Here is a 26,572-nt window from a genome sequence, read left to right as displayed (position 1 = left end):
ACCGGATGGCTTCGGCAAGTCCCACCGTTCCGCCGCAGGGCGCCCGCGAACCGATGAAGCTGGTGTTCCCCGGCGGGGAGCATCCGCAGGTCGTGCTCAGTCCCGGCATCAACCGGATCGGCCGCGATCCGCAGGCGCAGATCGTGATCGACCGCCCGGGCGTGCGCGCCCGCCACTGCGAGCTGCACGTCAACGATCACGGCGTGATGCTGCAGGTGCCGGCGGGAATGCCGGTCGAGGTCAACGAGCGCGCGGTGGACGGCATGATCGCCCTGCGCGCCGGCGACACCCTCAGCATCAACGGCGTGCGCGCGCGGCTGGTCGCGATCGGCGTGCCGCATCTGGGCCCCGCGCCGGCCGGCCTGCCGCCCGCCAACGACGAGATCGGCGCCACCGCGGTGCGACCCGCGTTGCCGCGCTACGTGCTGCGCTGCGTGGCCGGCGAGGCGTTCGGCCGCAGCTTTCCGGTCACGGGGCAGACCGTGCTCGGGCGCGCGGCCGAATGCAGCCTGCGCTTCGACCATCCCGGTCTCTCGCGCCGCCACGCCAAGCTGATGCCGGCCGAGGACGGCCTGCATCTGGAGGACCTGCGCTCGACCAACGGCACGTTCGTCAACGGCCGTCGCGTGCAGCGCGCCGTGGCCAGGCCCGGCGACGAGATCGGGTTCGACACCCTGCGTTTCCGCCTGCTGGGAACGGGCCAGACCGACAGCGTGCCGCCCGGCGCCCCGCCGCGGCGGCGCCTGCCGCGCAAGGCATGGATCGCGCTCGCCGCGGGCCTCGTGGTGGCCGCGCTGGTGGCGTTCGTCGTCTTCTGACCGGCGCGGGGCGTCGGCAGCCGGCTGCTGGCTTCTTCGTCCGTGCGGAGAGCGCGGGCGAGGCGGTCGGCGAAGGCGCGCGGAGCGGAGCGATGCGGTGGTCGCGGCTGGAGCCGCGACCACAGGCGGGGTCGTGGAAGCGCAGAGGCGACCAGGCGCGGCGGAGCCCGATGTCCTGTCCGCACACGACCGGGCCCGCGCGTCTGGATGCGGCATGGCGCCGACTGCTGCAAGAATGTCAGCCCGCGGCAATCGCGACGAGGAGAGACCTATGGAAGGTTCATGCCTGTGCGGCTCGATCACGGTGCACGCGCCGACCGAAACGGAGATCAACGTCTGCCATTGCACCATGTGCCGGCGCTGGAGCGGCGGCCCCTTGCTGTCCGTCCATTGCGGCTCCAACGTCGCTTTCTCGGGTACGCAAACGCCCGTCGCGTACCGGTCTTCGGAGTGGGCCGAACGCGGGTTCTGCCCCACCTGCGGCACGCACCTGTTCTATCACCTGCTGCCCACGGACGAGTACGCCCTTCCGGTCGGCCTGTTCCGGGACCCGGGCTTCGAGCTGACAAGCCAGATCTTCATCGACGAGAAGCCCGGCTACTACGAGCTGGCCAACGACACGCCCAGGCTCACCGGCGAGCAGGTCTTCGCGCAGTTCGCCGAAGCGCAGCGTGGCGGCTGACGGCTCACCTGGGCACGCCGCCCGGGGCGTCGCCGGTCGGTCGGGGCTTCGCCCGCCCCTTCAGGATCCGCGTTCATCCGCGCGCATCCGTGGCCGTGACGGATGCCTCACCCGCCCGGCGGCGGCCCGAGCTTGAGCGACAGATCGATCGCGCGCACGTGCTTGGTCAACGCGCCGATCGAGATGCAGTCCACCCCGTCCTCGGCGATCGCGCGCACGCCGGCGAGGTCGACGCCGCCGGACACCTCCAGCGGGATGCGCCCGGCCGCGAGCCGCGCCGCCTCGCGCCGCGTCGGCGCGTCGAAATCGTCGATCAGGATGCGGTCGCACCCCTCGGCGAGCGCCTCGCGCAACTGGTCCAGCGTCTCCACCTCGACGATCAGCGGCAGCGTCGGATGCAGCGCGCGCGCGGCGCGGATCGCCGCGGTCACCGAGCCGGCCGTGCGCACGTGGTTCTCCTTCAGCATCACCGCGTCGTACAGGCCCATGCGGTGGTTGTCGCCGCCGCCCACCCGCACCGCGTACTTTTGCGCCAGGCGCAGGCCGGGCAGGGTCTTGCGGGTGTCGAGGATGCGCGCGCGGGTGCCGCGCACCGCCTCCACGTAGTGCGCGGTGACGGTGGCGGTGCCGGAGAGCGTCTGCATGAAGTTGAGCGAGGCGCGCTCGGCGGTCACCAGCGCGCGGGCGCGGCCGTGCAGGGTGGCGAGCACCGTGCCCGGCGCGGCGCGGTCGCCTTCGGCCACCCGCCACTCGATACGCACGCCGGGATCGAGCGCGCGATGGCAGGCGTCGAACCACGGGCGGCCGCAGACGACGGCGTCCTCCTTGCAGAGCAGGTACGCCGAATCCTCGACGTCGGGCAGCAGCATCGCGGTGACGTCGCCGCCGCCGATGTCCTCGGCGAGCGCGCGGGCGACGTCGGCCTCGATCGCCTCCGCCGGCGGCGCTGCGACGCGCGCGCTCATGCCGGGAAGCCGGCGACCTGCGCGGTGGCGATCGCCTCCTCGGCCAGCAGCACGGGGATGCCGTCGTCGACGCGGTAGACCGTGCGGCGGTCGCGCGTCACCAGCGCCTCGGCGAGCGGCCCGGTCTGCGCGCTGCCGTCGGCGCGCTTCACCTGGCCTGCGGCGATCGCGGCGTTGAGCGCCTCCAGCCCGCGCGCGTCCAGCAGCGCCAGCGGCTGCCGGGTGGTCGGACAGACGAGCAGATCGAGCAGCTTGCGATCCATGGGGCGTGCCGGCGGCTTCGGTGGGGACGCTAGAATACGTTTTTGCGCCGGAACAGGACCATGTCGAATTCCGAACGGGCGCCGCTGGTCGGCATCGTGATGGGCTCGCGCTCGGACTGGGAGACGATGCAGCACGCCGCCGCGCGGCTGGAAGCGCTGGGCGTGCCGCACGAAGTGCGCGTGGTGTCCGCGCATCGCACGCCCGACCTGCTGTACCGCTACGCGGAAGAAGCGGCCCCGCGCGGCCTGCGCGCGATCGTCGCCGGCGCCGGCGGCGCCGCGCACCTGCCGGGCATGCTCGCGGCCAAGACCGCGGTGCCGGTGCTCGGCGTGCCGGTGCAGTCGAAGGCGCTCAACGGGCTGGATTCGCTGTTGTCGATCGTGCAGATGCCGGCCGGCGTGCCGGTGGCGACGTTCGCGATCGGCCAGGCCGGCGCCGCGAACGCCGCGCTGTTCGCGGCCGCGATGCTGGCGTCGGGATATCCGGAGATCGGCGCCGCGCTGGACGCCTTCCGCGCGCGCCAGACCGAGGACGTGCTCGGTCATCCCGATCCGCGCGCCTGACGGAGGAAACGCGCCGCATGACGACCACGGTGGGCATTCTCGGCGGCGGCCAGCTTGCGCGCATGCTCGCGCTCGCGGGCGCGCCGCTCGGCCTTCGTTTCCGCGTGCTCGATCAGACCGCGGACGCCTGCGCCGGCCAGTTCGCGCCGCTGATCGTCGGCGACTACACCGACCGCGCCGCGCTCGAAACCTTCGCTTCGCAGGTGGAAGTGGCCACGTTCGATTTCGAGAACGTGCCGGCGGAATCGGCCGCCTGGCTGGCCGAGCGCGTGCCGGTGTTCCCGAATCCGCGCGCGCTCGCCGTGGCGCAGGACCGGCTGGCGGAGAAGACGCTGTTCCGGGAGCTGGGCATCCCGGTGCCCGCGTTCGCGCCGGTCGACACGCGCGAGCAGCTCGAACAGGCGGTGGCGCGGATCGGCACGCCCTGCATCCTGAAGACGCGCCGGCTCGGCTACGACGGCAAGGGCCAGTTCCGGCTGCGCGGCGCCGACGACGTGGACGCCGCCTGGGCCGCGCTGGGCGCGCAGGCGCCGAAGGTCGGGCTGATCCTCGAAGGCTTCGTCGCGTTCGAGCGCGAGCTGTCGGTGGTGGCCTGCCGCACGCGCGACGGCGCCTTCCGCACCTGGCCGCTGACCGAGAACTGGCACGTCGACGGCATCCTGTCCGCGAGTCTGGCGCCGGCGCGCGTCGATGCCGCGCAGGCGCAGACCGCGATCGCGCACGCGCGCAGCATCGCCGAGGCGCTCGACTACGTCGGCGTGTTCGCGCTGGAGATGTTCAGCCGCGACGGCGTGCTGCTCGCCAACGAGATGGCGCCGCGCGTGCACAACTCCGGCCACTGGACGATCGAGGGCAGCGAAACCTCGCAGTTCCAGAATCACCTGCGCGCGGTGCTGGGCCTGCCGCTGGGCGACACCCGCATGCTCGGCCACGCCTGCATGCTCAACTGGATCGGTGCCCTGCCTGCCGCCGGACCGGTGCTGGCCGAAGCCGGCGGCCATTGGCACGATTACGGCAAGTCGCCGCGCGAAGGCCGCAAGGTGGGTCATGCGACGTTGCGCGCGGACAGCGCCGCCGAGCTGGCGGACGCGCTCGCGCGCGTCGGCCGCGCGCTCGGCCGCGAAGCGCAGGTCGCGCCGGTCGTCGAACGCCTGAGAGGCTGAGCGCGGAGCGGCGATGGAGCATCCGCTCGACATCGCGACCGCTCATACGCTGGGCTTCCTGCGCGCGCTGCGCGCCGCGCCCGCGCGCGTGCTGGAGATCGGCTGCGGCGGCGGCGAGGTGGCCGCCGCACTGGCGCGCGAAGGCTACGACGTGACCGGGCTCGACAGCGACGGCCCCGCACTGGCGAGGGCGAGCGCGCGCGGCGTGCGCACCATCGAGGCGGCGTGGCCGGCGGTGTTGTCCGGGCGCTTCCACCTCGTCGCGTTCACCCGCTCGCTGCACTATCTGCCCGACCCGCACGCCGCCCTGGCGGCCGCGGCGCGGCATGCGGAAACGGACGGCGTGCTCGCGGCGGAGGATTTCGCTTTCGCGGACGCCGAGCCGGCGGCGGTGCGTTGGCTTGCCGAGGCCGCGCGCGCCCTGCTGGGCGACATGCCGCCACCGGGCTTCCTGGGTGCGCTGCTGGCGGCCACCGATCCCGTGGATGCGTGGCGCGCGCACGCGGCGGAGCATCGGATCCATCCGTTCGCGGTCATGCACGATGCCTTCCGCGTCCATGTCGACGCGGTGCACATGCAGGACGCGCCGTACCTCTACCGCTATCTGCTGCCGCACCTGCCGCCGGATGCGCATGGCGCCGCGCTCGCGGTCGGCCTGTTCGACGCCGAGGCGCGCGCCATCGCGGCCGGCCGCTTCGCCGCCGTCGGCCGCCGCCTGTGGGGACGCGTGCGGAGCGACGCCGCATGAGCGCGCGCGCACGCCGCGTCGGCGCGGTCGTTCTGGCGCTGCTGCTGGCCGCCTGCGGCGACCGGCCCGCCGCGCCGACGCCGCTCGAACGCGCGGCCCGCGACGAGGTGGTGCGGGTTGCCGCCGAGGATCCGGCGATGCGCGCGGCGATCGCGCGTGCGCAGGGCTCGCTCGACGGCTTCCTCGCGCTGCTCGATGCCGCGCCCCCGCACGTCGAGCACGCGGCGGTGAAGGTGGGCATCCGCGATGGCGCCGACACCGAATACTTCTGGCTCGGCGAGGTGCGACGCGACGGCGAGGGCTTCGTCGGCACCCTCGACAACGCCCCGCGGCTCGTGCGCACCGTGCGTGCCGGCCAGCGCTACCGCTTCGCGCGCGCCGACATCGTCGACTGGCTGTACTACGACCGCCGCGAGAACCGCATGGTCGGCAACTTCACCGGTTGCGCGCTGCTGGCCCGCGAGCCGCCCGCGCAGGCCGCGGAGTTCCGCCGCGCCTACCGCCTGCGCTGCGACTGAACGCACGGAGCGCGCAAAGCAGAACGGCCGGGTCGCCCCGGCCGTTCCGTTTCCACCGCGCGTCCCGCTCAGCGCAGGTTGGACGCCACGAAATCCCAGTTGACGATGTTCCAGAACGCTTCCAGGAACTTCGGCCGCGCGTTCCGGTAGTCGATGTAGTAGGCGTGCTCCCACACGTCGCAGGTCAGCAGCGGGGTGTCCTCGCCGGTGATCGGCGTGCCGGCGTTGGAGGTGCTGACCAGGCCGAGCGAGCCGTCCGGGCGCTGCACCAGCCACGCCCAGCCGGAACCGAAGGTGCCGATCGCGACCTTGGTGAACTCCTCCTTGAACCGGGCGAAGTCGCCGAACGCCTGGTTGATGGCGTCGGCCAGCCTGCCGGTCGGCTCGCCGCCGCCGCCCGCCGAGGCCGGCTTCAGGCAGTTCCAGAAGAAGGTGTGGTTCCACACCTGCGCGGCGTTGTTGAACAGGCCGCCCTGCGACTTGCGGATGATCTCCTCGAGCGACGCGTTCGCCAGCTCGGTGCCCTCGATCAGCTTGTTGAGGTTGTCGACGTAGGTCTTGTGGTGCTTGCCGTAATGGAAGTCGAGCGTTTCCGCCGACATGTGCGGCTCGAGGGCGCTGCGGTCGTAGGGCAGGGGGGGCAGTTCGAAGGCCATGGCGTGCTCCTAGCGGGCTTGGCTCAGGGGGATCCGGACGCGGGCCTGCCGCGTGCCGGGAAGGCGAGGGATTACAATGGCCATTCTAACCCCCCACTTCCGCTGGCCGGCACCCCGTCCGGCCACGCATCGTTGCAGGAGTCGCGCATGTCCGTGCTCGAGCGGATCCAGTCCGAGGTCGAAAGCCACCCGATCGTGCTCTTCATGAAGGGCACCCCGCAGTTCCCCATGTGCGGCTTCTCCAGCCGCGCGGTGCAGGCGCTGAAGGCGGCCGGGGCGACGCAGTTGCACACCGTCAACGTGCTCGAGGACCCGGAGATCCGCGCCAACCTGCCGCGCTTCTCCAACTGGCCGACGTTCCCGCAGTTGTTCATCAACGGCGAGCTGATCGGCGGCTGCGACATCACGCTCGAGCTGCTGGAGTCCGGCGAGCTCGCGCGCATGATCGCGGAGGCGCAGCGCGCGTGAGCGGCGTTCTCGACGGCCGCGTCGTCCTCGTCACCGGCGCCACCGGCGGCCTCGGCAGCGCCGCGGCGCAGGCCTGCGCGCGCGCCGGGGCGACCGTGGTGCTGCTGGGCCGCAAGGTGCCCCGGCTCAATCGCGTGTACGACGCGGTGGCGGCCTGCGGGCCGGAGCCGCTGCTGTATCCGCTCGATCTCGAGGGCGCCACGCCCGACGACTACGCGGAGATGGCCGCCCGCGTCGAAGGCGCGCTCGGCCGCCTCGACGGCGTGCTGCACTGTGCGGCCGAGTTCCGCGGCCTGACGCCGCTGCTGCACACCGATCCGGCCGCGTTCGCGCGCGCGCTGCACGTCAATCTGACCGCGCCGTGGTGGCTGTCGCAGGCCTGCCTGCCGCTGCTGGCGAAGGCGCCCGACGCCGCGCTGGTGTTCGCGGTGGACGACCTTGCCCGCGTTTCCCAGGCCTACTGGGGCGGTTACGGCGTGGCGCAGCACGGGCTCGATGCGCTGATCCGCATCCTGCATGCCGAATGCGCCAACTCGAGCGTGCGCGTCTGCGCACTGCGTCCGGGGCCGATGCGCACCGCGCTGCGCGCCAAGGCCTACGTCGAGGAGGACGACCGTCTCGCCCGCGACCCGGCCACCTACGCCGAGGCCTGCGTCACCCTGCTGTCGCCCGCCGGCGCCGCCCATCGCGGGCAGGTGTGGAGCCCCGCATGACGATCGCCTCCGCCGCGCTGCTGCTGTTCCTCATCCTCGATCCGCTCGGGAACATCCCCGTGTTCCTGAGCCTGCTGCGCAGCCTGCCGCCCAAGCGGCAGCGGATCGTGCTGGCGCGCGAGCTGACGATCGCCCTGATCGTGCTGATGGCGTTCCTGTGGGGCGGCAAGTACGCGCTGGAGCTGATGCATCTGCGCCAGGAGTCGGTGCAGATCGCCGGCGGCATCGTGCTGTTCCTGATCGGCATCCGCATGATCTTCCCGCCGCCGGAGGGCCTGATGGGCGAGTTGCCCGATGGCGAGCCGTTCATCGTGCCGATGGCGATCCCGCTGGTCGCGGGGCCGTCGGGCATGGCCGCGGTGATGCTGATGGGCAACAACGATCCCGGACGCCTGGGCGACTGGAGCCTGGCGCTGCTGATCGCCTGGGGCGCGACCGCGGCGATCCTGTTCTCCGCGACCTACCTCTACAAGGTGCTCGGCACCCGCGTGCTGACCGCCATCGAGCGCCTGATGGGCATGCTGCTGGTGGCGATCTCCGTGCAGATGTTCCTCGACGGGCTCGGCACCTATCTGCAGATCGCCCCGCCGTGAGCGGGCCGGCCGTTCAAGAAGCCCGCCGTCATGCCGCTGTCATGGGGCCGCCCTAGGCTGTTAAACTGCTGTTAACCCGGCGGGGGCAGGCCGCCGGGCCTTCCGAGGGGCTCCCACCACCACGCCGCGTCCCGTCCCGGTCGATGCGGTGACACCGCTTCCGTTTCCATCGAGGCCAACACGATGACCCATTCCAAACGCGTCCGCATGTCCAAGCTCACGCTGGGCCTGCTCGCCGTTCTCGCCACCGCTCCTGCGTTCGCGCAAAGCACCTCCGCCGGTGTCGGCGGCGTGGTGACCGACGCTTCCGGCCGCCCGGTGGCTGGGGCGGAGGTGACGATCGTCCACACCGAGTCGGGCACCGTCAGTCGTGTGGTCACCGACGAGAACGGCCGCTACGTCGCGCGCGGTCTGCGCGTCGGCGGTCCTTACACGATCACCGCCAGCAAGGACGGCCAGAGCGACGTCGAAAGCGGAGTGTTTCTGCAGCTGGATGCCACCAATACGGTGAACGCCCAGCTGGGTGCCGAGGCCGCCGCCGGTGCGGAGGCCCACGCGCTCGAATCGGTGGTGGTGAGCGGCACGCGCGGCTCGACCGTCTTCGCGCCCGATACCACCGGCGCGCAGACGGTGGTCACCCGCGAGGAGATCGAAGCGTTGCCGTCGATCCGCCGCTCGCTGGAGGACTACGTCCGGCTCGACCCGCGCATCGTGCAGGTGGACAAGGAACGCGGCGGCATCGCCGCCGGCGGCCAGAACAACCGCTACAACAACATCCGCATCGATGGCGTGCCGACCAACGACAACTTCGGCCTCAACGATTCGGGTCTGCCGGCGCTCAACCAGCCGATCGTCATCGACTGGATCAGTGAGTTCAACATCGGCGTTTCCAACTACGACGTCACCCAGGGCGACTTCGTCGGCGCCAACATCAACGCAGTGACCAAGTCCGGTACCAACGAGTTCCACGGCTCGGTATACGGCATCTACCGCGACGACGACATGATCGGCGAGTGGGTCGGCAACGGACGCCGCGCCGCGCCGTTCAACGAAGAGACCACCTGGGGCGCCTACCTCGGCGGCCCGCTGATCAAGGATCGGCTGTTCTTCTTCGCCGGATACGAGAAGTTCGAGCGTATCGCGCCGTCGGCCGACAACGGCCCGCAGGGCTCCGGCGCGTCCAACGAGTTCCGGGTGACTCAGACGCAGCTCGATCAGATCGCCACGGCGGCGCGCAACTTCGGCGCCGGCGATATCGGTTCGTTTGACCCGATCAGCGAGTTCGTCAATGAGGACGAGAAGTGGCTCGCCAAGATCGACTGGAACATCACCGACACCCAGCGCGCCGCGTTCCGCTACAACAAGACCGAAGGCACCGTGCTGCGGTTGAACACCGGCGCGACCACTCTCCAGGCGAACAGCAACTGGTACTCGGACAACATCAGCTTCGAGAACTGGGCCGGCATGCTGTACAGCGACTGGACCACAAACTTCTCGACCGAGCTGAACGTCAGCTACTCCGAATACCGCTCGCTGCCGACCTCCTACTCGGACGTGCCGCAGGTCTCCATCACCGCGCGTAACGGCTCGCCCACAGGCGGCAGCGCCACCCTCCTGTTCGGCGAGGAGCGCTCGCGTCAGTCCAACGAGCTGGCGGTCGACACCTGGACCGGCTTCTTCGCCGGCAACTACTACCTCGGCAACCACGAGCTGAAGTTCGGTCTGGACTACGAAACGTCGGACGTGTTCAACCTGTTCCTGCAGGACACCACCGGCAGCTACGAGTTCAACACGACCGGAACCGGCTCCTCGCAGGTCGACGGCATCACCAACTTCCTCAACGGCCGCTACACCCGCTACCGCTTCCAGCGCGCCCGCTCGGGCAACAACCGCGACGCGGCGGCGCAGTTCGAGGTCGGCAACACCGGCCTGTTCGTGCAGGACACTTGGACCGTCAACGACCGGCTGACGCTGATGTTCGGTATCCGGGCCGACCAGACCGGGATCGGCGGCACGCCGGCCGAGAACGCGCAGTTCCGCACCGATTACGGTTTCGACAACCGCTACACCCCGGATGGCGAGTGGACCATCCAGCCGCGTTTCGGCTTCAACTACACCGCGGGTGACGAGCTCCGCACCCAGGTGCGCGGCGGCGTCGGTCTGTTCCTGGGCTCCGCGCCGGGGGTGTGGCTGTCCAACAGCTTCTCCAACCCGGGCGTGCTGACGCAGTCGTTCGATATCCGCTCCAGCACCGGTCTGCCGCTGCCGGCCGGCGCGCTGACGCCGGGTCAGCCGGTGGTGCCCGCCACCGCTGTCGCGTCGCAACTGGTGAACGCGATGGATCCGGACTTCCGGCAGCCGACCATCTGGAAGGCTAACCTGGCGATCGAGCAGGAGCTGCCGTGGTGGGGGCTGGTGGCTGGCGCCGAGCTGCTGGTGTCGCGCACGGATCGCGGCGTGCACTATGTCAACTACGCGCTCGGCGCGCCGGCGGGCACGCTTCCCGATGGTCGCAACCATTACTGGTCGACCACCGCAAACACCAATGGGCGCATCCGCACGAACTGCCTGCTGGTCAATCCGGCCGCGCCGTTCAACGCCACCAGCAACCCCTGCCGGTACAGCGAAGCGATCGTGCTGACCAACACCAGCAAGGGCGGCGCGGAGAACTTCACGATCTCGCTCGAGAAGCCCTGGGACAACGGCTGGTACGCGAAGCTCGCGTACACCTTCGGCCGTTCGACCGAGGTCAGCCCGGGTACGTCCTCGGTCGCGCTGTCGAACTGGCAGCTTCGTACTGTGTTCAACCAGAACGAGGAAGTCGCCAATCGGTCGAACTACGAGATCTCCGATCGCCTGACCTTCGCGCTGAGCAAGACCTGGAATCTGTTCAGCGACAAGGCGCCGTTCCGCGCGTCGATGTTCTACGAAGGTCGCTACGGCCGTCCGTTCAGCTATGTGTTCGGCAACGACGCCAACGGCGACGGTAGCTTCGGCAACGACGTGTTCTACGTGCCCGCCGGCCCCGGCGATGTGTCGTTCACCAACAACTCGAGCGCGCTGGATCAGCAGGCGTTCTGGGCGTACATCAACTCCAATCCGGACCTGGCGGCCCGTCGTGGTTCGCCGACCCGCCGCAACGAAGGCACCAGCCCTTGGCGCAACGTCATCGACGTCCGCTTCAGCCAGGAGATCCCGCTGGGCTTCGGCGACGCTCGCGCCGAGGTGTTCCTCGACATCGAGAACTTCGGCAACCTGCTGAACCGCAAGTGGGGCCAAGTGGAGGAAGCCGGCTTCCCGTACACGCTGTCGGTGGCCGACTACGCGGGGGTGGTCAACGGGCGGTACGTGCTGGACGTCAATCGCTACGTGAACGAGGCCACGGGCGCGGTCAGCCTGCCGCAGTTGCCGTCTCGCAACTTCGAGTCCCGCTGGGCGGCCCAGATCGGTATCCGAATCGATTTCTGATCGTTACCGTTGGTGCAAAAACGGCCGGGGCGACCCGGCCGTTTTCTTTTGCGCGGCCGGCTGCGCTAGAGTCGGCGGGCATAAGACGAACGACGAAAGCCTCGCGAGGACCACGAAAGGAATGACCGCTCTGCTCGACACCGCCCTGCCTACCGTCAGCGCGCGCATCTACCCGCGCGGCGGGCTCGATGTGCTCTCGCGCGACGAAGTCGCCAAGCTGCGCGACGCCTCCACCGGTATCCATGACCTGCTGCGCCGCTGCGCGCTGGCGGTGCTCACCAGCGGCAGCGCGTCCGACGATCCGCGCGCCGCGCGCGAGCTGTATCCGAACTTCGACATCCAGGTGCACCAGCAGGACCGTGGCGCGGTGATCGACCTGATCCATGCGCCGGCGATGGCGTTCGTCGACGGCGAGCTGATCCGCGGCGTGGCCGAGCTGCTGTTCGCGGTGGTGCGCGATCTGGCCTACACCGCGATCGAACTGGGCTGCGACCAGAGCAGCCTGCAGACCAGCGACGACATCACCGATGCCGTGTTCCGGCTGCTGCGCAACGCCCGCATCCTGCATCCGACCGAGCCGAACCTGGTGGTGTGCTGGGGCGGCCACTCGATCTCGCGCGACGAATACGTCTACACCAAGCAGGTGGGCTACGAGCTGGGCCTGCGCGGGCTCGACATCTGCACCGGCTGCGGCCCGGGTGCGATGAAGGGGCCGATGAAGGGCGCCACCATCGCGCACGCCAAGCAGCGCCGCCGGCGCACGCGCTACATCGGCATCACCGAGCCGGGCATCATCGCCGCCGAGTCGCCGAACCCGATCGTCAACCACCTGGTGATCATGCCCGACATCGAGAAGCGTCTCGAAGCGTTCGTGCGGATCGCCCACGGCATCATCGTCTTTCCCGGCGGCGTCGGCACCGCGGAGGAAATCCTTTACCTGCTCGGCATCCTGATGCGGGAAGAGAACGCCGGCCTGCCGTTCCCGTTGATCCTCACCGGGCCGACGCCGTCGGCGCCGTACTTCGAACAGATCGACCGCTTCCTGCGGCTCACGCTCGGCGAAGCGGCCACCTCGCGCTACGAGATCGTGATCGGCGATCCGGCCGCGGTCGCCAAGCGGATGGCGAGCGGCATCCGCAAGGTGCGCGAGCACCGCATCGCCCAGAAGGATTCGTTCTTCTTCAACTGGTCGGTGCACATCCCGTTCGAGTTCCAGCGCCCGTTCATTCCCACCCACGAGGCGATGGCCACGCTCGACCTGCGGCCCGGCCGCAAGCCGTACGAGCTCGCGGCCGATCTGCGCCGCGCGTTCTCCGGCATCGTGGCCGGCAACGTGAAGGAGGAGGGCATGCGCCGGATCGAGGCGCACGGGCCGTTCGAGATCCACGGCGATGCGGACTACATGCGCTCGCTGGACGCGCTGCTGCGCGCGTTCGTCGAGCAGCGCCGGATGAAGATCGCCGGCGAATACCGCCCCTGCTACCGCGTGCTGGCCTGATCGCCGCCGTCGAGCGGCAGGGTCAGCACCGCGGTGTAGCTCGTACCGTCGTCGCGGGTCTCCAACCGGCCGCCCGTGCCGCTGGCCTCGAGCCGCGCCCGCACGGCGCTCTGGCCGATGCGATGCCCCGGCGCTTCCGGCGCGCCCTCCGCGGGGAGCGGATTGCGGACGGTGATGCGCACCCGTTCCGCCCCGACGGCGGCCGCGACCTCGATCGCGCCGCCCTCGGCGCGCCGTTCGACGCCGTGCCGCACCGCGTTCTCGACCAGCGGCTGGATCGAAAGCGCGGGCACGCCGACCTCGGGCAGTCGTTCCGGCACGTCCCAGTCCACGCGCAGCCGCGCGCCGAGACGGAGCTGTTCGATGTCGAGGTAACGGCGCGCCAGCTCCAGTTCCGCGCGAAGCGGAATCTCGCGCGGCGCGCCCAGCGCCACGCGGAACAGGTCCGCCAGATCCAGCAGCACCTGCTCGGCCGCGTCCGGCCGCGCCCGTACCAGCGCGATCGCGGTGTTGAGCGTGTTGAACAGGAAGTGCGGATGGATCCGCGCATGCAACGCCGCGAGCTCGGCCTGCTGCGCGGCGAGCGCGTGCTGACGCGCGGTCCAGTAGTTGTGGAAGGCGGCAACCCCGAGCAGGCTGACGCAGAATGTGATGGCGATCGCGCGGCCCGCGAACAGCGGCCAATCCTCGCCGGGAGCGAGCGTGGTCCCGCCGAACAGCACCCATGCGATCGCGGTCACGGTCGCGGTCGACAGCACGAGCAGAGCCAGCGCCACCCACGCCACGCGGACGGGCGGAACTGCCGCCAGCGCGTCGCGCAGCGTGTACAGCGCGCCGCCCGCCAGCAGCAGGATCCACTGCACGAGCAGCGAGGCGAGCCCGAAATACACGAGGCGGTTGACGCCCGCGCCCGGCGCGAAAGCGAGCACGAATGCCAGCGCCTCGCCGCAGAGCACGATCCAGATCAGCACGCGCGGTCGCCACAGCGCATCGAGCGGTCCGCCGGTCTGCGCGCCGCGCGCAGGCGCCTGCCGACCGGTCGACCCGGTGCGACCGTTCATGCCCAAGTGCCGGCCACTCATCGGGTCGCCTCTGGTTCGTGCGATGCGAGGGCCTTAAGGTACACATGGCTCAACCTGGGGAGTAGAGCAGCGTGTCGATTCGCCAACGCCATCCGGCGGACGGGCGCTGCCAGCGCGGCTTCACGCTGGTGGAACTGATGGTGACGCTGGCCGTGCTGGCGGTGATCCTGTCGCTCGCCGTGCCCTCGTTCGCCGAAATGCGCCGCCGCAACGGTGTGACGGCCGCCGCAAACGAACTCGTCGCCGCGTACCAGATCGCGCGCATGGAGGCCGTGCGGCGCAACATGCGCGTGGTCATGTGCCCGACCGCGAACGGCAATGCGTGCGGCGGCACCGACTGGGCGCGCCTGCTCGTGTTCACCGACCGCGACGGCGACAGCGCGATCGACGCGGCCGACGACACGGTCGTCCGCATCGTCGAAGTGGTGCGACCGGGCAGCGGCGTGGTCGTCACCGCCAGCACCAACGTCGCCGCCGCCGGCCAGCGGATCCGTTTCGGCGCCGACGGGCTGGTCCGTGTCGGCGCCAACCGGCGCGGCGCGCTCTCCGTTTGCCATGCGGACCTGACTTCGAACAACACGCGCGACGTGGAGATCGTGGTCAGCCGCGTCGGCGTCCTCACCCGCAACGCCGCCAACTGCGGCGCCTATACCGATCCCGCATGAACACCATGACGTTCGCCTCCCGTCAGCGCGGCGCGTCCCTGCTGGAAGTGCTGATCGCGGTCCTCGTGCTCGCGATCGGCATGCTCGGCATGGCGGCGCTGCAGGCGGTCACCATCAAGAACAGCAACAGCGCGTCGGCCCGCTCGCTCGGGGTCATCCAGGTCTACTCCCTGTTCGACACCTTGCGCCTGAACCGCGCGGCGGCCACCAACGGCGTCTACAACATCGGCTGGACCTGCAACACCACCAGCACGCCGCCGGACGGCAGCGACGCCGACTACAGCGTGTTCAACGGCTGGCTCGCCCAGGCGGGCGCCGAGCTCGGCGACAGCGAAGCGTGCGGGATGATCAATTGCGGTACGGCGGCGTGCACGGTGGGCTTGCGCTGGAAGGACGAGCTCGCGACGGGCGGTGATGTGGAGGTTCCGTTCAACGTGGTGATCGAGAGTCGGCTATGAAAGTGTCCAGTCTCCAGCCTCGCCGCAACCTTCCACGGCTCCAGCGCGGCTTGAGCCTGATCGAGCTCATGATCGCGCTGGTCCTCGGCCTCGTGGTCGTGGCCGCCGCCGGCGGCATGTTCCTCGCCAATCGCCGGATCTACGCGTCCACCGAAACGATCAATCGCGTGCAGGAAAACATCCGCGTCGCGTTCGAGCTGATGTCGCGCGACATCCGCGAGGCCGGTGCGATTCCGTGCGGCGGGTCGGCGCAACGCATCAACATGCTCAACAACAGCGGCAACGGCTGGTGGGCCCAGTTCGACGCCGGCCTGGTCGGTTACGAGAACACGACGCCCGCGGGCGCGGCGGGTGCCGGGGTGACGATTCCCGCGCGCGCGGCCGGTACCGACGCGGTCGATCTGTTTCTCGCGAACGATGGCGATTACGTGATCACCGATCACGACACCCCGAGCGCGGAACTCTCGCTCAACACCACCGCCGGGCTGTCCAACAACGACATCGTGCTGGTCTGCAACGCGGAATACGCCTTCATCATGCAGATCACCCAGGTTCAGCCCGCCGCGCTTCACGTGCAACACAACGGCGGCAATGGGTCCCCCGGAAACTGCGCGTCCGAGCTGCAGCTCATTCACCTGAACGGCGCCAGCGGCTGCCAGAACGGCGCCAGCAGCAAGAACGGATACTGCTTCACGGCCGCCACCGGCACCGGCTCGTGCCAGCACGGCAGCACCGCCCCCGCACAACTGGCGCGGCTCAACGCGGTCCGCTGGTTCGTCGCCAACAACGGCCGTGGCAGCACCTCGCTCTACCGCGCGCGCATCCTGGGCCTGGGCGCGGGTGCCGTACCGACGGTGCAGCAGGTGGAAGAGATCGCCGAAGGCGTCACCGACCTCGAGCTGCAGTACCGCCTGAACGGCGCCGCGGGGTTCGCGGACGCCGGCGCCGGCACCAACTGGGCCAACGTCAATGCGGTCCGCGTGGAGATGCAGGTCAGCGGCATGCGCGGCGCGCTGTCGGAGAACGACATCCGCGGCACCGACGGCGAAACCCTCAGCCGCACCTTCAGCCACGTCGTCGCCATCCGCAATCGCGGGGGTGTGCTGTGAAATCCGTTCGTCCCGTGATCGCATCCCGTCAGCGCGGCATCGCCCTCGTCGTCACCCTGCTGCTGCTGCTCATCGTCACCCTGTTGGGCCTGGCCGCCATGCGCGGCACGCTGCTGCAGGAGCGCATGGCGGCCAATGCCATGGCGCGCGCGTTCGCCTTCCAGGCCGCGGAGGCGGTGTTGCGCGAAGCCGAGGCGATCGCTGCTGGCCGTCCCGCGCCCCCGGCTGCCGGTTGCAATAACGGCATCTGCGTGGAACCCGCCCAGGAAATCCCGGCCTGGCAGGCCGGCGATTTCGATTGGGAGGATGACGGGCGCGCAGGAACGGAGATCGAAGGCATCGAATCGCACTACGTGATCGAACCGTGGGGCGAAGATTCCAACTCCTGTCCCGGCTCGGTCGACATGTCCAGCCCGGATTGCGGCCCGCCTGCGCGGGTCTATCGCATCACCGTCCGCAGCGCCGCCCCCGACGGGGCGGAAGTGATGCTGCAGTCGCTCTACCGCGTTCCCTGAGGTGCCGCCATGAAGCGCATCCGCATGTCGTCGAAAACCACCGCCCTGCTGGCCGCCTTCAGCGCCACGCTGCTTGGCCTGCCGGTCGGTGCCGCCACGTTCCCGAATTACCCCCTGCAGACCGGCACCGGCAGCGTCCCCCCGAACATCCTGTTCATCCTGGACGACTCGGGGTCGATGAATTTCCCGCACATGCCGGTCGATATCGACGACGGCGCGCTCGAGGACACGCCCGCGCACCGGTCGTACCTTCACAACACGCTGTACTACAACCCCAATACCGACTACAAGCCGTGGTTGCAGGCCAACGGCACACGCATGACCGGCGGCACGTCGATCAATGCCGTGTACTCGCACGCCTCGCTCGCCAGCGGCAGTCGCGACCTGCGCGGGCACATCGATTCGGTGTTCTATTTGCCGAAGAACGCTTCGGTCACGTCGCAGAACATCACCGATTTCTACAAGTACTGGATCCGCAGCAACGGGGGCAGCGCCGAGATCGTCCGGCTGAGCGCTTCGGGTACCGTGGTCGACCTGCCGGTTTCCGCGTGGACCCAGAACATCAACGAGGATGCCTGGGTCTACAGAACGATCCAGGTGCCGGAGCACGTGACCGAGCTGCGGATCGAGATCAGCGGCAACACGAACTCGAATTCGAGCTGGGGTAACGCCGATCTGTACCTGCGGCGCGGAACGAGCAACCCGACCACCTCGACCTACGACGCGCGCGACACCGGGAGCGGCAGCACCGAGACCGTCGTCATCAACAATCCCGCTGCCGGCCCCTGGCGCATCGGCATCTTCAACACCGACAGCGGGAGCGGCGATCGCCGGGTCTATAACAACACCACTGCGGTTCGCATGAAGGGGCGGGTCGAGACGGCCAATCCGTCCACCCGAGCGCTGACGGACGAGTTGCGCAACATCGCCACCTGGTACTCCTACCACCGCACCCGCATGAAGGCCGCCAAGGCCGGTGCCAGCGAAACCTTCGCCGGGCTCGGCAAGAACTTCCGCGTGGGCTTCGACACGATCTGGAACCGCGGCACGGGGCACACTCCGAACACGGGCGGTTCCGTCCCCTCGTTCCCGATTCCGGTGAGCCAGGGCGGCGGCCTGTTCGAGGACGACGCCGCCAACGGCATCCAGAACAAGACCAACTGGTTCACCCGTCTGTTCAATGCGTCGGGTTCGGGCGGCACTCCGCTGCGCGGCGCTCTCCAGCGCGCGGGCCGCTACTACGAGAGCTCCGCGGACGACGGTCCGTGGGGGCCGGCCAACCAGCTGGCGTGCCGGCAGAGCTACGCCATCCTCACCACCGACGGCTACTGGAACGACGCCTCGGGCTTCGTGTCCGGTGTCGTCAACAACGCCGACGGCACGGACGGTGAGGAAATCGTCCACGCCGACGGCAAGCGCAAGTACAAATACGTCGCGTCGGCGCCGTACAAGGATGGCTGGTCGGACACCGTGGCCGACATCGCGATGTACTACTGGAAGCGCGACCTGCGCACCGACCTGGCGAACAAGGTGCCTACGTCGCAGAACCCCGCGTTCTGGCAGCACATGTCGACGTTCGGCATCTCGATCGGCCAGTCGGGCCAGACCGGCTACGGCAGCGTTGGCGCGGTACCGTCGAACTTCGCGAGCTGGCCGCAGCCCTTCGACGGCGGTACGGCGCAGAACATCGACGACCTGCTGCATGCGGCGGTGAACGGTCGGGGCAGCTTCGTCGCCGCGCGCGATCCGGAAGCCTTCGCCAACGCACTCAAGTCGTCGCTGGCGGTCATCGAGTCGCGGCTGGCATCGGGTTCGAACGTGGCGGCCAACGGCCCGAAGATCGAGGCGGGCTCGCTCGCCTTCCAGGCGGTGTACACCTCGGGATCGTGGAATGGCGACGTGCGCGCCTACAGCCTCGCGAGCGGCAGCCAGGCGGGTACGCCGACGTGGAGCGCGGCCGATCGGGCCAACACCAATGCCGCGAATTTCCTCGCCCGGGGGGTCTATACCTGGGACGGAAACGACGGTGTGACGTTCCCCACCAGCACCCAGAAGACCAAGCTCGCCCGCACCGGCGGCATCGCACCGGTGACGGCCGACGACAACGTCGCCTATCTGAAAGGCGACCGCACGCTCGAGAGCAACCGCGGCAACGGCGGCAAACTGCGGAGCCGGGTGTCGCCGATCGGCGACATCGTGAACTCCTCGCCCTTCTACGTCCGCGAGAATCAGTACCTGTTCGTCGGCGCGAACGACGGCATGCTGCACGCGATCGAGGGCAGCAGCGGCGACGTGAAGTTCTCTTACGTGCCGGCCGGTATCGACTTCACGCGGCTGGCTTCGCTCAGCGATCCCGACTACGACCACCGGTTCTTCGTCGACGGCGGCATCGACGTGTCGACCAAGGCGCAGGGCAACGGTCGCAACATCCTCGCGGCGACGCTCGGTCGAGGCGGTCGCGGCGTGTTCGCGCTGGATGTGACCAACCCCGGCAGCTTCTCCGACGCGAACGTGCTCTGGGACCGCACGGGCAGCGCCGCCGACGCCGACATGGGATACGTGCTGGGCGCTCCGCTGGTCCGCAAGGGCAACAACGGCAAGACGCTGGTCATGGTCGGCAACGGCGCCGAAAGCCCGAACGGAAAGGCCGTGCTGTACATCTACGTGCTGAACAGCGACGGCTCGGTCCCCAACAACGGCGTGATCGCGCTCGTCGCCGATGCCGGCAGCGGCAACGGTCTGGCCGAGCCGCGTGCGGCCGACATCGACAACGACGGCGATGCCGACTACGTCTATGCCGGCGATCTGCAGGGCAACGTCTGGAAGTTCGACCTCACCAGTTCGAACGCCAACCAGTGGAAAGTCGCCTTCTCGGGCAATCCCCTGTTCGTCGCCAAGGACGCGAACGGTACCCGGCAGCCCATCACCGCACCCGTGGCACTGGCGCGCGAACCGGTGACCAACCGCCTGTTCGTCTTCGTCGGTACCGGTCGGTACATCTACGACAGCGACATCACCAGCACGAGCACCCAGACGCTCTACGCGCTGATCGACACGGGGGCGGCGATTTCCGGCCGCAGCGACCTGCAGGAGCGTTCCATTGCCGAGGTGGGCACCGATTCCAAGGGCCGGGACGCGCGCGCGTTCGAGTCCTACGAGGCGCTGCCCGACGGCAAGAAGGGCTGGTACCTCGACCTCGGCAACCCCAAGCCCGGCGAGCGCATCGTCACCGCGCCGTTCCTTCGCGGCCGCGCGCTGTGGTTCTCGACCATCATTCCGCAGACCGGCAGCGGCTGCGATGCGGGCGGCACCGGCTATCTGAACGCCATCGACGCGTTCACGGGCACGCTGCCGAGCGGCGAGGACGGAACCTGGACCTACTTCGACGTCGACGGCAACAACAAGGGCGATGATCGGGTCACTCCGGGTGGCGGCGGAAGCGGCGGCTACGTCGGCTCCGTGGACCTCGGCGTGGGTATGCCGTCCCAAGGCGTGGGTGTGGGCAACAAGATCATCGCCTGCGGATCCGACGCCGAATGCGGGGAGACCGGCACGCCGCCCGGCGGGGGCGCACCGAGGCGGCTCGGCTGGCGCGAACTGTTCAGGAGGGATTGACGATGACGGCCAAGCAGCACTCGCGCGGATTCACGCTGATCGAGCTGATGATCGTGGTGGCGATCATCGCGATCCTGGCGGCGATCGCCTATCCGAGCTACCAGAACCACGTCATCAAGACGCGTCGCGGGGCCGCCGCTGCCTGCGCTCTGGAGGCCGCCCAGTTCATGGAGCGCTTCTACACGACCAACCTCCGTTACGACCAGAATCGCGGCGGCGTGGCCGTCGCGCTACCCGATCTGGCGTGCGAGACCGAGATCGGCGACTTCTACGACATCGCCCTCGACGCGGTCGATGAGCGTTCCTACGTGATCGAGGCCGCGCCCAAAGGGGCGCAGGCCACGAAGGACACCAAGTGCGGGACGCTGTCCATCAACCAGGTGGGAGCGAAGACGGTGAGCGGCACCGGCAACGTTGCGGACTGCTGGTGAAGCGGCGGCGCCGGACGGGCAGGGCGGGCGCAGGTTGACTTCACGTCTCCTGCGCCTAAAATGCGCATCCCTCGCCCGAATAGCTCAGCCGGTTAGAGCATCTGACTGTTAATCAGAGGGTCGTTGGTTCGAGTCCAACTTCGGGCGCCAGATTCGAAGGCCCGCGCAATGCGCGGGCCTTCTTTTTCGGCGATCCCCGCCGGGCGCAGCGGCTCAGCGGCACTCGGCCGACGGGCGGTTCGCACGCTCGATGCGCGCCCGTCCGCCGTTGTTCAGCACCACCTTGCCGAGCAGCGTGCCCGCATCGCACAGGCGCAGTGTGGCGTTGCTGCCCGCCGACCAGCCGGTCGGCTCGAAACGCAGGCGCGGCCGTCCCGCGGTGCCGCGCAGGCGCAGGGTGCCTGCCGAGGGGACGACATGCCGCACCCGCGCGCCGAGCGAACGGTCGCGCCGGTTTTCGGTGGCGATCAGCCAGCCGTCCTCCCAGATGCCGTCCGTGCGGCAACGGTGCCCGTCGTGGCTGGGGCACAGGACGACCGTCGTCCCGCGCTTGACGGCTTCCAACCGCGCCAGCGCGAGCGAGGCGGTCGTCTCGTGCAGGATGGCGGCGGCTCGCCAACGCTGCTGCACCCGGGCGAACGACGGAATCCCCACCGTGACGATCACGGCGAGAATCGCGAGCGCGGTGATGGCCTCGACCAGGCTGAACCCTGACGGCATCCGTGTCATGGCGACTCTCCCTTTCCGAGCGGCCGCAGCGTACGGTCGGCGGTGCGCGCCCGGTATCGGCGCAGCGCACACGCCGGCCTAGGAAAAATCCCCGCCCACCCCCAAGCTCCTGCCGATGGACACCCGCCTCGACGTGATGCTCAACGACCCGGACGCACCGGCCGGCTTCCAACTGGTGTCGCCGTACTCGCCGGCCGGCGACCAGCCGCAGGCGATCGCGCGCCTGGTGGAGGGATTCGAAGCCGGGCTCGCGCACCAGACGCTGCTGGGCGTCACCGGCTCGGGCAAGACCTACACCATCGCCAACGTCGTGCAGGCGGTGCAGAAGCCCACGCTGGTGATGGCGCACAACAAGACGCTCGCCGCGCAGCTCTACAGCGAGTTCAAGGCGTTCTTCCCGCACAACGCGGTCGAGTACTTCGTCAGCTACTACGACTATTACCAGCCGGAAGCCTACGTCCCGTCCTCCGACACCTACATCGAGAAGGACAGCTCGATCAACGAGCACATCGAGCAGATGCGCCTGTCCGCGACCAAGGCGCTGCTGTCCCGACGCGACGCGCTGGTGGTGGCGACCGTCTCGGCGATCTATGGCCTCGGTGCGCCGGAGGATTACCTCGCGCTGCGGCTGATCCTCACCCGCGGCGAGCGCATCGAGCAGCGCCAGCTCATCCATCACCTGACCACGCTGCAGTACACGCGCAACGAGTACGAACTGCAGCGCGGCACGTTCCGCGTGCGCGGCGAGGTGATCGACGTGCACCCGGCCGAGAGCGACACCGAGGCCCTGCGAATCGAGCTGTTCGACGGCGAGATCGAGAATCTCGCACTGTTCGACCCGCTGACCGGCGAGGTGCAGCGCAAGGTGCGCGGCTACACGATCTACCCCAAGACCCATTACGCCACCACGCGCGAGCGCACGCTCGCCGCGATCGAGACCATCAAGGCCGAACTGAAGGAACGGCTCGAACAGCTCTACGCGCAGAACAAGCTGCTGGAGGCGCAGCGCCTGGCGCAGCGCACGCAGTTCGACCTCGAAATGATGGCGGAGGTCGGCTACTGCAACGGCATCGAGAACTACTCGCGCCACCTCACCGGCAAGGCGCCCGGCGAGCCGCCGCCGACGCTGTTCGACTATCTGCCGCCGGACGCGCTGCTGGTGGTCGACGAATCGCACGTCACCGTGCCGCAGATCGGCGCGATGTTCCGCGGCGACCGCGCGCGCAAGGAAACGCTGGTCGAGTTCGGCTTCCGCCTGCCGTCCGCGCTCGACAATCGCCCGTTGCGGTTCGAGGAGTGGGAAGCGCGCTCGCCGCGCACGATCTTCGTCTCCGCGACCCCCGGCCCGTACGAGCTGCGCAAGGCGGAAGGGCAGGTGGTCGAACTGGTGGTGCGCCCGACCGGCCTGATCGATCCCGAGGTCGAGATCCGTCCGGTCGCCACCCAGGTGGACGATCTGCTCGGCGAGATCCACGAGCGCGTCTCCTGGGGCGACCGCGTGCTCGTCACCACCTTGACCAAGCGCATGGCCGAGAACCTCACCGAGTACCTCGGCGAGCACGGCGTCAAGGTGCGTTACCTGCACTCGGACATCGACACCGTCGAGCGCGTCGAGATCATCCGCGACTTGCGGCTCGGCAAGTTCGACGTGCTGGTCGGCATCAACCTGCTGCGCGAAGGCCTCGACATGCCGGAGGTGTCGCTGGTGGCGATCCTCGACGCCGACAAGGAAGGCTTCCTGCGCTCGAGCGGTTCGCTGATCCAGACCATCGGCCGCGCCGCGCGCAACGTCCGCGGCAAGGCGATCCTGTACGCGGACACCATCACCGCGTCGATGAAGGCGGCGCTCGACGAGACCGCGCGTCGCCGCCAGAAACAGGTCGAGTACAACCGCGAGCACGGCATCGAGCCGCGTTCGATCGCCAAACCGGTCGTCGACATCCTCGAAAGCGGGCGCGCCGATGGCGAGGGGGCGGCGGCCAAGGGCAAGGGCAAGGCGCGCAGGGCCGCCGAACCCGCGGCCGACTATCGCGCGCTCAGCCCGCAGGAGCTGGCCGCGCGGATCAAGCAGCTCGAACAGCGCATGTATCAGCACGCCCGCGATCTGGAGTTCGAGGAAGCCGCCCGCGTGCGGGACGAGCTCAAACAGCTCAAAGAGGCGGTACTGTCCGGCTGAGGCAGTCCCGTAAGATTGCCGCCAGTCCCAAGGGGAGGCCGGAGGAAGGATGGGGATCAAGGAGCGAATTGCAGGAGCAGTGCTGCTTGCTGCCTGCACCGGTTTTGTGGCTTGGCTGGGCTTGCGGTGGGCAACGGATGGCGGAGTGGGGAGCGAGGGCCATGCCCTTACGGCTTCGCGAAATACCTCTGGCCCCCCCCTTCGAGTTGAGCTGAAAAACGGTCGGGGTGCACACGTTGCGCGCCTGGTGGCTACGATCGCGTCCGCACGGCCTGGCACGTGGCTGGAAGTCGTAGGTGCCGATGGCGTTGTCAGTTCGGGGCGAATCGAGAAGCGCGTGCATGACGAGCGCGGAAACCTCCATGTCATAGCGCGCGTCGATACGTCCGTTGGACCGCAGGCTGCCGTGCTGACGGTTGGCAGCGGAGCTATCGTTTTCGGGGTGATTCCGCGTGAGGATGGCCGAGCGTGGTTGGTCACCACTACACCCACAGGCATGGACGTCATGGCTGCAGGAGGGCTCGTGCCGCCAGGTGCGACCCCACTCGAGGTTCAACCTGACTTCGTGTTGCCTCCCGCCGCAGGAACGCCGGCGGTGGCGTCCGTCGCTTTCGGGACCCGCCCGTCGCGAGCGGCGGCTGGGCCCGTGGCGTCCGCGGTGGCTGCTGCACCCGACCCGGTCGAGATCGACGTGCTGGTCGTCTATACCAACGACCTGGTGGAGCTTCGCGGAAGCCAGGCTGCCGCCGAGACCGAGGTAGCGCATCTGATCGCCGTCGCCAACCAAGCCTATGAGGACAGTTCCACGGGAATTCGTTTCCGCCTCGTCGGCCTGGATCGGGTCGACTTCGACCCTGATGCGACCAATGACGCGGCGCTCCGGGCGATCACCTCGGACACGATCGTTGGCGTCCGCATTTCCGAGCGCCGCAAGGCATTGGAAGCTGATCTTGTCGCAATGATCCGGCCGTACACCTCAAGCCGGGGGAGCTGCGGCATCGCCTGGCTGAACGGACACGAGTTCTCGTCCAATTGGATGTCGCCGGTTTATGGCTATTCAGTGTCCAATGTCGCGCCGTGTGGGCCCCACGTGCTTGCGCACGAGCTCGGACACAACCTCGGTTCGGCGCATGACAGAGAAACGCAATCGTCGTCAGGGAAGCTGCAATACGGTGCCTATCCCTTCTCGTTCGGCTACCGTCAATCGGCTTCGCCCGCCTTCGCTACCGTAATGGCGTATGCGCAGTACGATCAGCCATGGGTAGGCTATTTCTCGAGCCCCGAGCTGACCCGCTGTGGCGCTCCCTGCGGAGTGGCCGGTCTCGCTGACAACGTACGCAGCCTGCGCGCGAACGCAACCCGTGTGGCCGCGTTTGCTGGCCCTAAAGGCACCCTGGCCCTCGTCGATGCGGAGGGCCTGGAAGGGGACGCAGACGAGACGTACGTCCCGGTGCGGGTTTTTCGCTATGCGACCCCGGACTCTCCGACAGTCTCGTTTCGCGTCATCGTTGATGGAGGCACGGCAACAGAAGGGGTGGACTACCGCCTCGCGAGTTCTACCGTGCTGACGATTCCGGCCGGAGAGTCCGAGGCAACCACCGGCGTGTTCCTGCTGCCCGACCGCGTGATCGAGGGCGTCGAAACCATCCGGCTTGTGCTGACCGACGTCACGGGCGCTGCGGTCCATCGCGGAGCCGCGACAGTGCTCGTGATCGATGACGACCCGCGGCCCGTCGTGCGCGGCCGGATTCGCATTCCGCCTTCCGTATCGCTGCCGCCATCCGTGCCCATCCCGATCAATGTGAGCAACGTACCGTTTCCAGGGATGGCGACGACCGTCCTTGCGTATCCGCCGGACTACCGGTACGAGGTCGCGGCCCCACGGGGCTACCCAGTGGTGCTGGAGCCCAAACCCCCGTCTCCTCTGGCGGGCCAACCCTATGCGATCGGCGAAGTACAAGGCGATCGCGTGATCGATCTGCGTGTCGAGCGTGGCGTGGTCATTTCTGGTCGGGTGAGGTTCCCGGCCGGAAGCACGCCACCGCAGGGGGTGTTTGTTGAAGCGACACGGGCCGTGGACGATACCTACCTGGGCGCCACCTCGATCTACGCGGAGGCGCCCGAGTTCCGCTACGAGTACGTCGCGCCGCGCAACGCATGGGTCACGCTATCCGTCAGCGCTGAGCCGCCCCTTGCGCCGTACCGGTGGATCAACACCTGGGTGAACGAGGACATCCAGCACGACATACTGCTATCCGGCCGGCCCAGCCTTGCGCCGTGGAACACCGCCTTGGTCGATCCCGACTCGGGCGTGCGCGTGAACAGTTCGATCGTGCTCTCGCTGTCGGCGCCGGCGCCGCCGGGCGGCGTGCGCGTCCGGTATCGGAGCGAAGACGGAACGGCGCGCGCAGGGGAAGACTATGAGCCGATCGCCGGGGAGGTGACGATCCCGGAAGGCAGTCGTGGCGGATATATCGATTACGCCGTCATGGGAGACGATCGCTTGGAAGGCGACGAATACTTCCTGCTGCACGTCGATACCGCCGACGCGGTTGACAATGTTCGGCCTCTCCATCGCGTACGCATCCGCGAGACGCCGGTTTTCATGAGCACCCCGTTGCCGCCGGATCCGGCGCCGTAGTGCCGGTTGCCGTGTCGAGGCTGTCCCGGTAAAC

The 26,572-nt window shown here is 69.0% G+C and carries 24 protein-coding genes and 1 tRNA gene; 20 read left to right on the top strand and 5 right to left on the bottom strand.

Features of this window, described 5'->3' with window-relative positions:
- Positions 1–5 precede the first annotated feature (5 nt).
- Positions 6–818: an FHA domain-containing protein gene (locus tag FQY64_RS09485; RefSeq protein WP_146474020.1), complete on the top strand. Its 813-nt coding sequence runs from the start codon at positions 6–8 to the stop codon at positions 816–818.
- 271 nt (positions 819–1,089) lie between these two features.
- Positions 1,090–1,500 carry a GFA family protein gene (locus FQY64_RS09480; protein WP_146474019.1) on the top strand — a complete coding sequence of 137 codons (411 nt, stop codon included), beginning with the start codon at positions 1,090–1,092 and terminating at the stop codon, positions 1,498–1,500.
- Positions 1,501–1,607: 107 nt separating this feature from the next.
- On the opposite strand, the gene nadC is transcribed toward FQY64_RS09480, so the two are convergent.
- On the bottom strand, positions 1,608–2,465 hold the full coding sequence (gene nadC, locus FQY64_RS09475; protein ID WP_146474018.1) for a carboxylating nicotinate-nucleotide diphosphorylase: 858 nt from the start codon (positions 2,463–2,465) through the stop codon (positions 1,608–1,610).
- Positions 2,462–2,728: a Trm112 family protein gene (locus FQY64_RS09470; RefSeq protein WP_146474017.1), complete on the bottom strand. Its 267-nt coding sequence runs from the start codon at positions 2,726–2,728 to the stop codon at positions 2,462–2,464. Before FQY64_RS09470 ends, nadC begins: the two co-directional genes overlap by 4 nt.
- A gap of 60 nt (positions 2,729–2,788) precedes the next feature.
- Here FQY64_RS09470 and purE point away from each other — a divergent pair, with 60 nt between their 5' ends.
- From purE to FQY64_RS09450, 4 genes are read left to right on the top strand one after another with little or no spacing between them, the layout of a single operon-like run.
- Positions 2,789–3,292 carry a 5-(carboxyamino)imidazole ribonucleotide mutase gene (gene purE / locus FQY64_RS09465; RefSeq protein ID WP_146474016.1) on the top strand — a complete coding sequence of 168 codons (504 nt, stop codon included), beginning with the start codon at positions 2,789–2,791 and terminating at the stop codon, positions 3,290–3,292.
- A 17-nt stretch (positions 3,293–3,309) separates the two neighbouring features.
- Positions 3,310–4,455 carry a 5-(carboxyamino)imidazole ribonucleotide synthase gene (locus FQY64_RS09460; RefSeq protein ID WP_146474015.1) on the top strand — a complete coding sequence of 382 codons (1,146 nt, stop codon included), beginning with the start codon at positions 3,310–3,312 and terminating at the stop codon, positions 4,453–4,455.
- A 13-nt stretch (positions 4,456–4,468) separates the two neighbouring features.
- Positions 4,469–5,203, top strand: coding sequence for a class I SAM-dependent methyltransferase (locus FQY64_RS09455; protein WP_146474014.1), 735 nt, complete (start codon positions 4,469–4,471; stop codon positions 5,201–5,203).
- Entirely contained in the window at positions 5,200–5,721 is a 522-nt protein-coding gene (locus FQY64_RS09450; RefSeq protein WP_146474013.1) for a YegJ family protein, read from the top strand. Before FQY64_RS09455 ends, FQY64_RS09450 begins: the two co-directional genes overlap by 4 nt.
- Positions 5,722–5,789: 68 nt before the next feature.
- Here FQY64_RS09450 and FQY64_RS09445 read toward each other — a convergent pair whose 3' ends face one another.
- Positions 5,790–6,377: a superoxide dismutase gene (locus tag FQY64_RS09445; protein ID WP_146474012.1), complete on the bottom strand. Its 588-nt coding sequence runs from the start codon at positions 6,375–6,377 to the stop codon at positions 5,790–5,792.
- A 147-nt stretch (positions 6,378–6,524) separates the two neighbouring features.
- Here FQY64_RS09445 and grxD point away from each other — a divergent pair, with 147 nt between their 5' ends.
- The 5 genes from grxD to ppnN all read left to right on the top strand — a co-directional run bounded on the left by grxD (position 6,525) and on the right by ppnN (position 13,117).
- Positions 6,525–6,845, top strand: coding sequence for a Grx4 family monothiol glutaredoxin (grxD, locus tag FQY64_RS09440; RefSeq protein WP_146474011.1), 321 nt, complete (start codon positions 6,525–6,527; stop codon positions 6,843–6,845).
- Positions 6,842–7,558 carry an SDR family NAD(P)-dependent oxidoreductase gene (locus tag FQY64_RS09435; protein ID WP_146474010.1) on the top strand — a complete coding sequence of 239 codons (717 nt, stop codon included), beginning with the start codon at positions 6,842–6,844 and terminating at the stop codon, positions 7,556–7,558. Before grxD ends, FQY64_RS09435 begins: the two co-directional genes overlap by 4 nt.
- Positions 7,555–8,151: a YhgN family NAAT transporter gene (locus tag FQY64_RS09430; protein WP_146474009.1), complete on the top strand. Its 597-nt coding sequence runs from the start codon at positions 7,555–7,557 to the stop codon at positions 8,149–8,151. The genes FQY64_RS09435 and FQY64_RS09430 overlap by 4 nt, the downstream gene beginning before the upstream one ends.
- Positions 8,152–8,358: 207 nt before the next feature.
- Complete coding sequence (locus FQY64_RS09425) at positions 8,359–11,619, top strand: TonB-dependent receptor (protein WP_425476673.1); 3,261 nt, start codon at positions 8,359–8,361, stop codon at positions 11,617–11,619.
- A gap of 121 nt (positions 11,620–11,740) precedes the next feature.
- Positions 11,741–13,117 (top strand): nucleotide 5'-monophosphate nucleosidase PpnN, encoded by a 1,377-nt coding sequence (ppnN, locus tag FQY64_RS09420; RefSeq protein ID WP_146474007.1) that lies wholly within the window; start codon positions 11,741–11,743, stop codon positions 13,115–13,117.
- On the opposite strand, the gene FQY64_RS09415 is transcribed toward ppnN, so the two are convergent.
- Entirely contained in the window at positions 13,099–14,178 is a 1,080-nt protein-coding gene (locus FQY64_RS09415) for a sensor histidine kinase (RefSeq protein ID WP_146474006.1), read from the bottom strand. The genes ppnN and FQY64_RS09415 overlap by 19 nt on opposite strands.
- Before the next feature lie 92 nt (positions 14,179–14,270).
- On the opposite strand from FQY64_RS09415, the gene FQY64_RS09410 reads away from it, so the two are divergent.
- From FQY64_RS09410 to FQY64_RS09380, 7 genes are all read left to right on the top strand, one after another.
- A complete protein-coding gene (locus FQY64_RS09410) occupies positions 14,271–14,864 on the top strand; it encodes a GspH/FimT family pseudopilin (protein ID WP_146474005.1) in 594 nt (197 codons plus the stop codon).
- Positions 14,861–15,322, top strand: a complete 462-nt coding sequence (gene pilV / locus FQY64_RS09405; protein WP_146474004.1) for a type IV pilus modification protein PilV — start codon at positions 14,861–14,863, stop codon at positions 15,320–15,322. Before FQY64_RS09410 ends, pilV begins: the two co-directional genes overlap by 4 nt.
- Positions 15,319–16,431 (top strand): prepilin-type N-terminal cleavage/methylation domain-containing protein, encoded by a 1,113-nt coding sequence (locus FQY64_RS09400; RefSeq protein WP_146474003.1) that lies wholly within the window; start codon positions 15,319–15,321, stop codon positions 16,429–16,431. The genes pilV and FQY64_RS09400 overlap by 4 nt, the downstream gene beginning before the upstream one ends.
- Positions 16,432–16,445: 14 nt before the next feature.
- Complete coding sequence (locus FQY64_RS09395) at positions 16,446–16,946, top strand: pilus assembly PilX family protein (RefSeq protein WP_222431776.1); 501 nt, start codon at positions 16,446–16,448, stop codon at positions 16,944–16,946.
- A 9-nt stretch (positions 16,947–16,955) separates the two neighbouring features.
- Positions 16,956–20,561, top strand: coding sequence for a PilC/PilY family type IV pilus protein (locus FQY64_RS09390; protein WP_146474001.1), 3,606 nt, complete (start codon positions 16,956–16,958; stop codon positions 20,559–20,561).
- Between the two features lie 2 nt (positions 20,562–20,563).
- The gene (locus tag FQY64_RS09385; protein ID WP_146474000.1) at positions 20,564–20,992 is read left to right on the top strand and encodes a type IV pilin protein; all 429 of its coding nucleotides are present in this window, start codon (positions 20,564–20,566) and stop codon (positions 20,990–20,992) included.
- A 73-nt stretch (positions 20,993–21,065) separates the two neighbouring features.
- Positions 21,066–21,142: transfer RNA gene (locus FQY64_RS09380), tRNA-Asn, on the top strand.
- A gap of 63 nt (positions 21,143–21,205) precedes the next feature.
- Here FQY64_RS09380 and FQY64_RS09375 read toward each other — a convergent pair.
- Entirely contained in the window at positions 21,206–21,721 is a 516-nt protein-coding gene (locus tag FQY64_RS09375; protein ID WP_146474035.1) for a GspH/FimT family pseudopilin, read from the bottom strand.
- A 136-nt stretch (positions 21,722–21,857) separates the two neighbouring features.
- On the opposite strand from FQY64_RS09375, the gene uvrB reads away from it, so the two are divergent.
- Positions 21,858–23,897 (top strand): excinuclease ABC subunit UvrB, encoded by a 2,040-nt coding sequence (gene uvrB, locus FQY64_RS09370; protein ID WP_146474034.1) that lies wholly within the window; start codon positions 21,858–21,860, stop codon positions 23,895–23,897.
- A gap of 646 nt (positions 23,898–24,543) precedes the next feature.
- On the top strand, positions 24,544–26,538 hold the full coding sequence (locus FQY64_RS09365) for a reprolysin-like metallopeptidase (RefSeq protein WP_186760916.1): 1,995 nt from the start codon (positions 24,544–24,546) through the stop codon (positions 26,536–26,538).
- Positions 26,539–26,572 lie beyond the last annotated feature (34 nt).

Source organism: Vulcaniibacterium thermophilum (genome assembly GCF_007923255.1).
Classification (GTDB): domain Bacteria; phylum Pseudomonadota; class Gammaproteobacteria; order Xanthomonadales; family Xanthomonadaceae; genus Lysobacter_F; species Lysobacter_F thermophilum.
The sequence above is the reverse complement of the archived record's forward strand: the minus strand, read 5'-3'. Positions and strand labels throughout refer to the sequence as shown.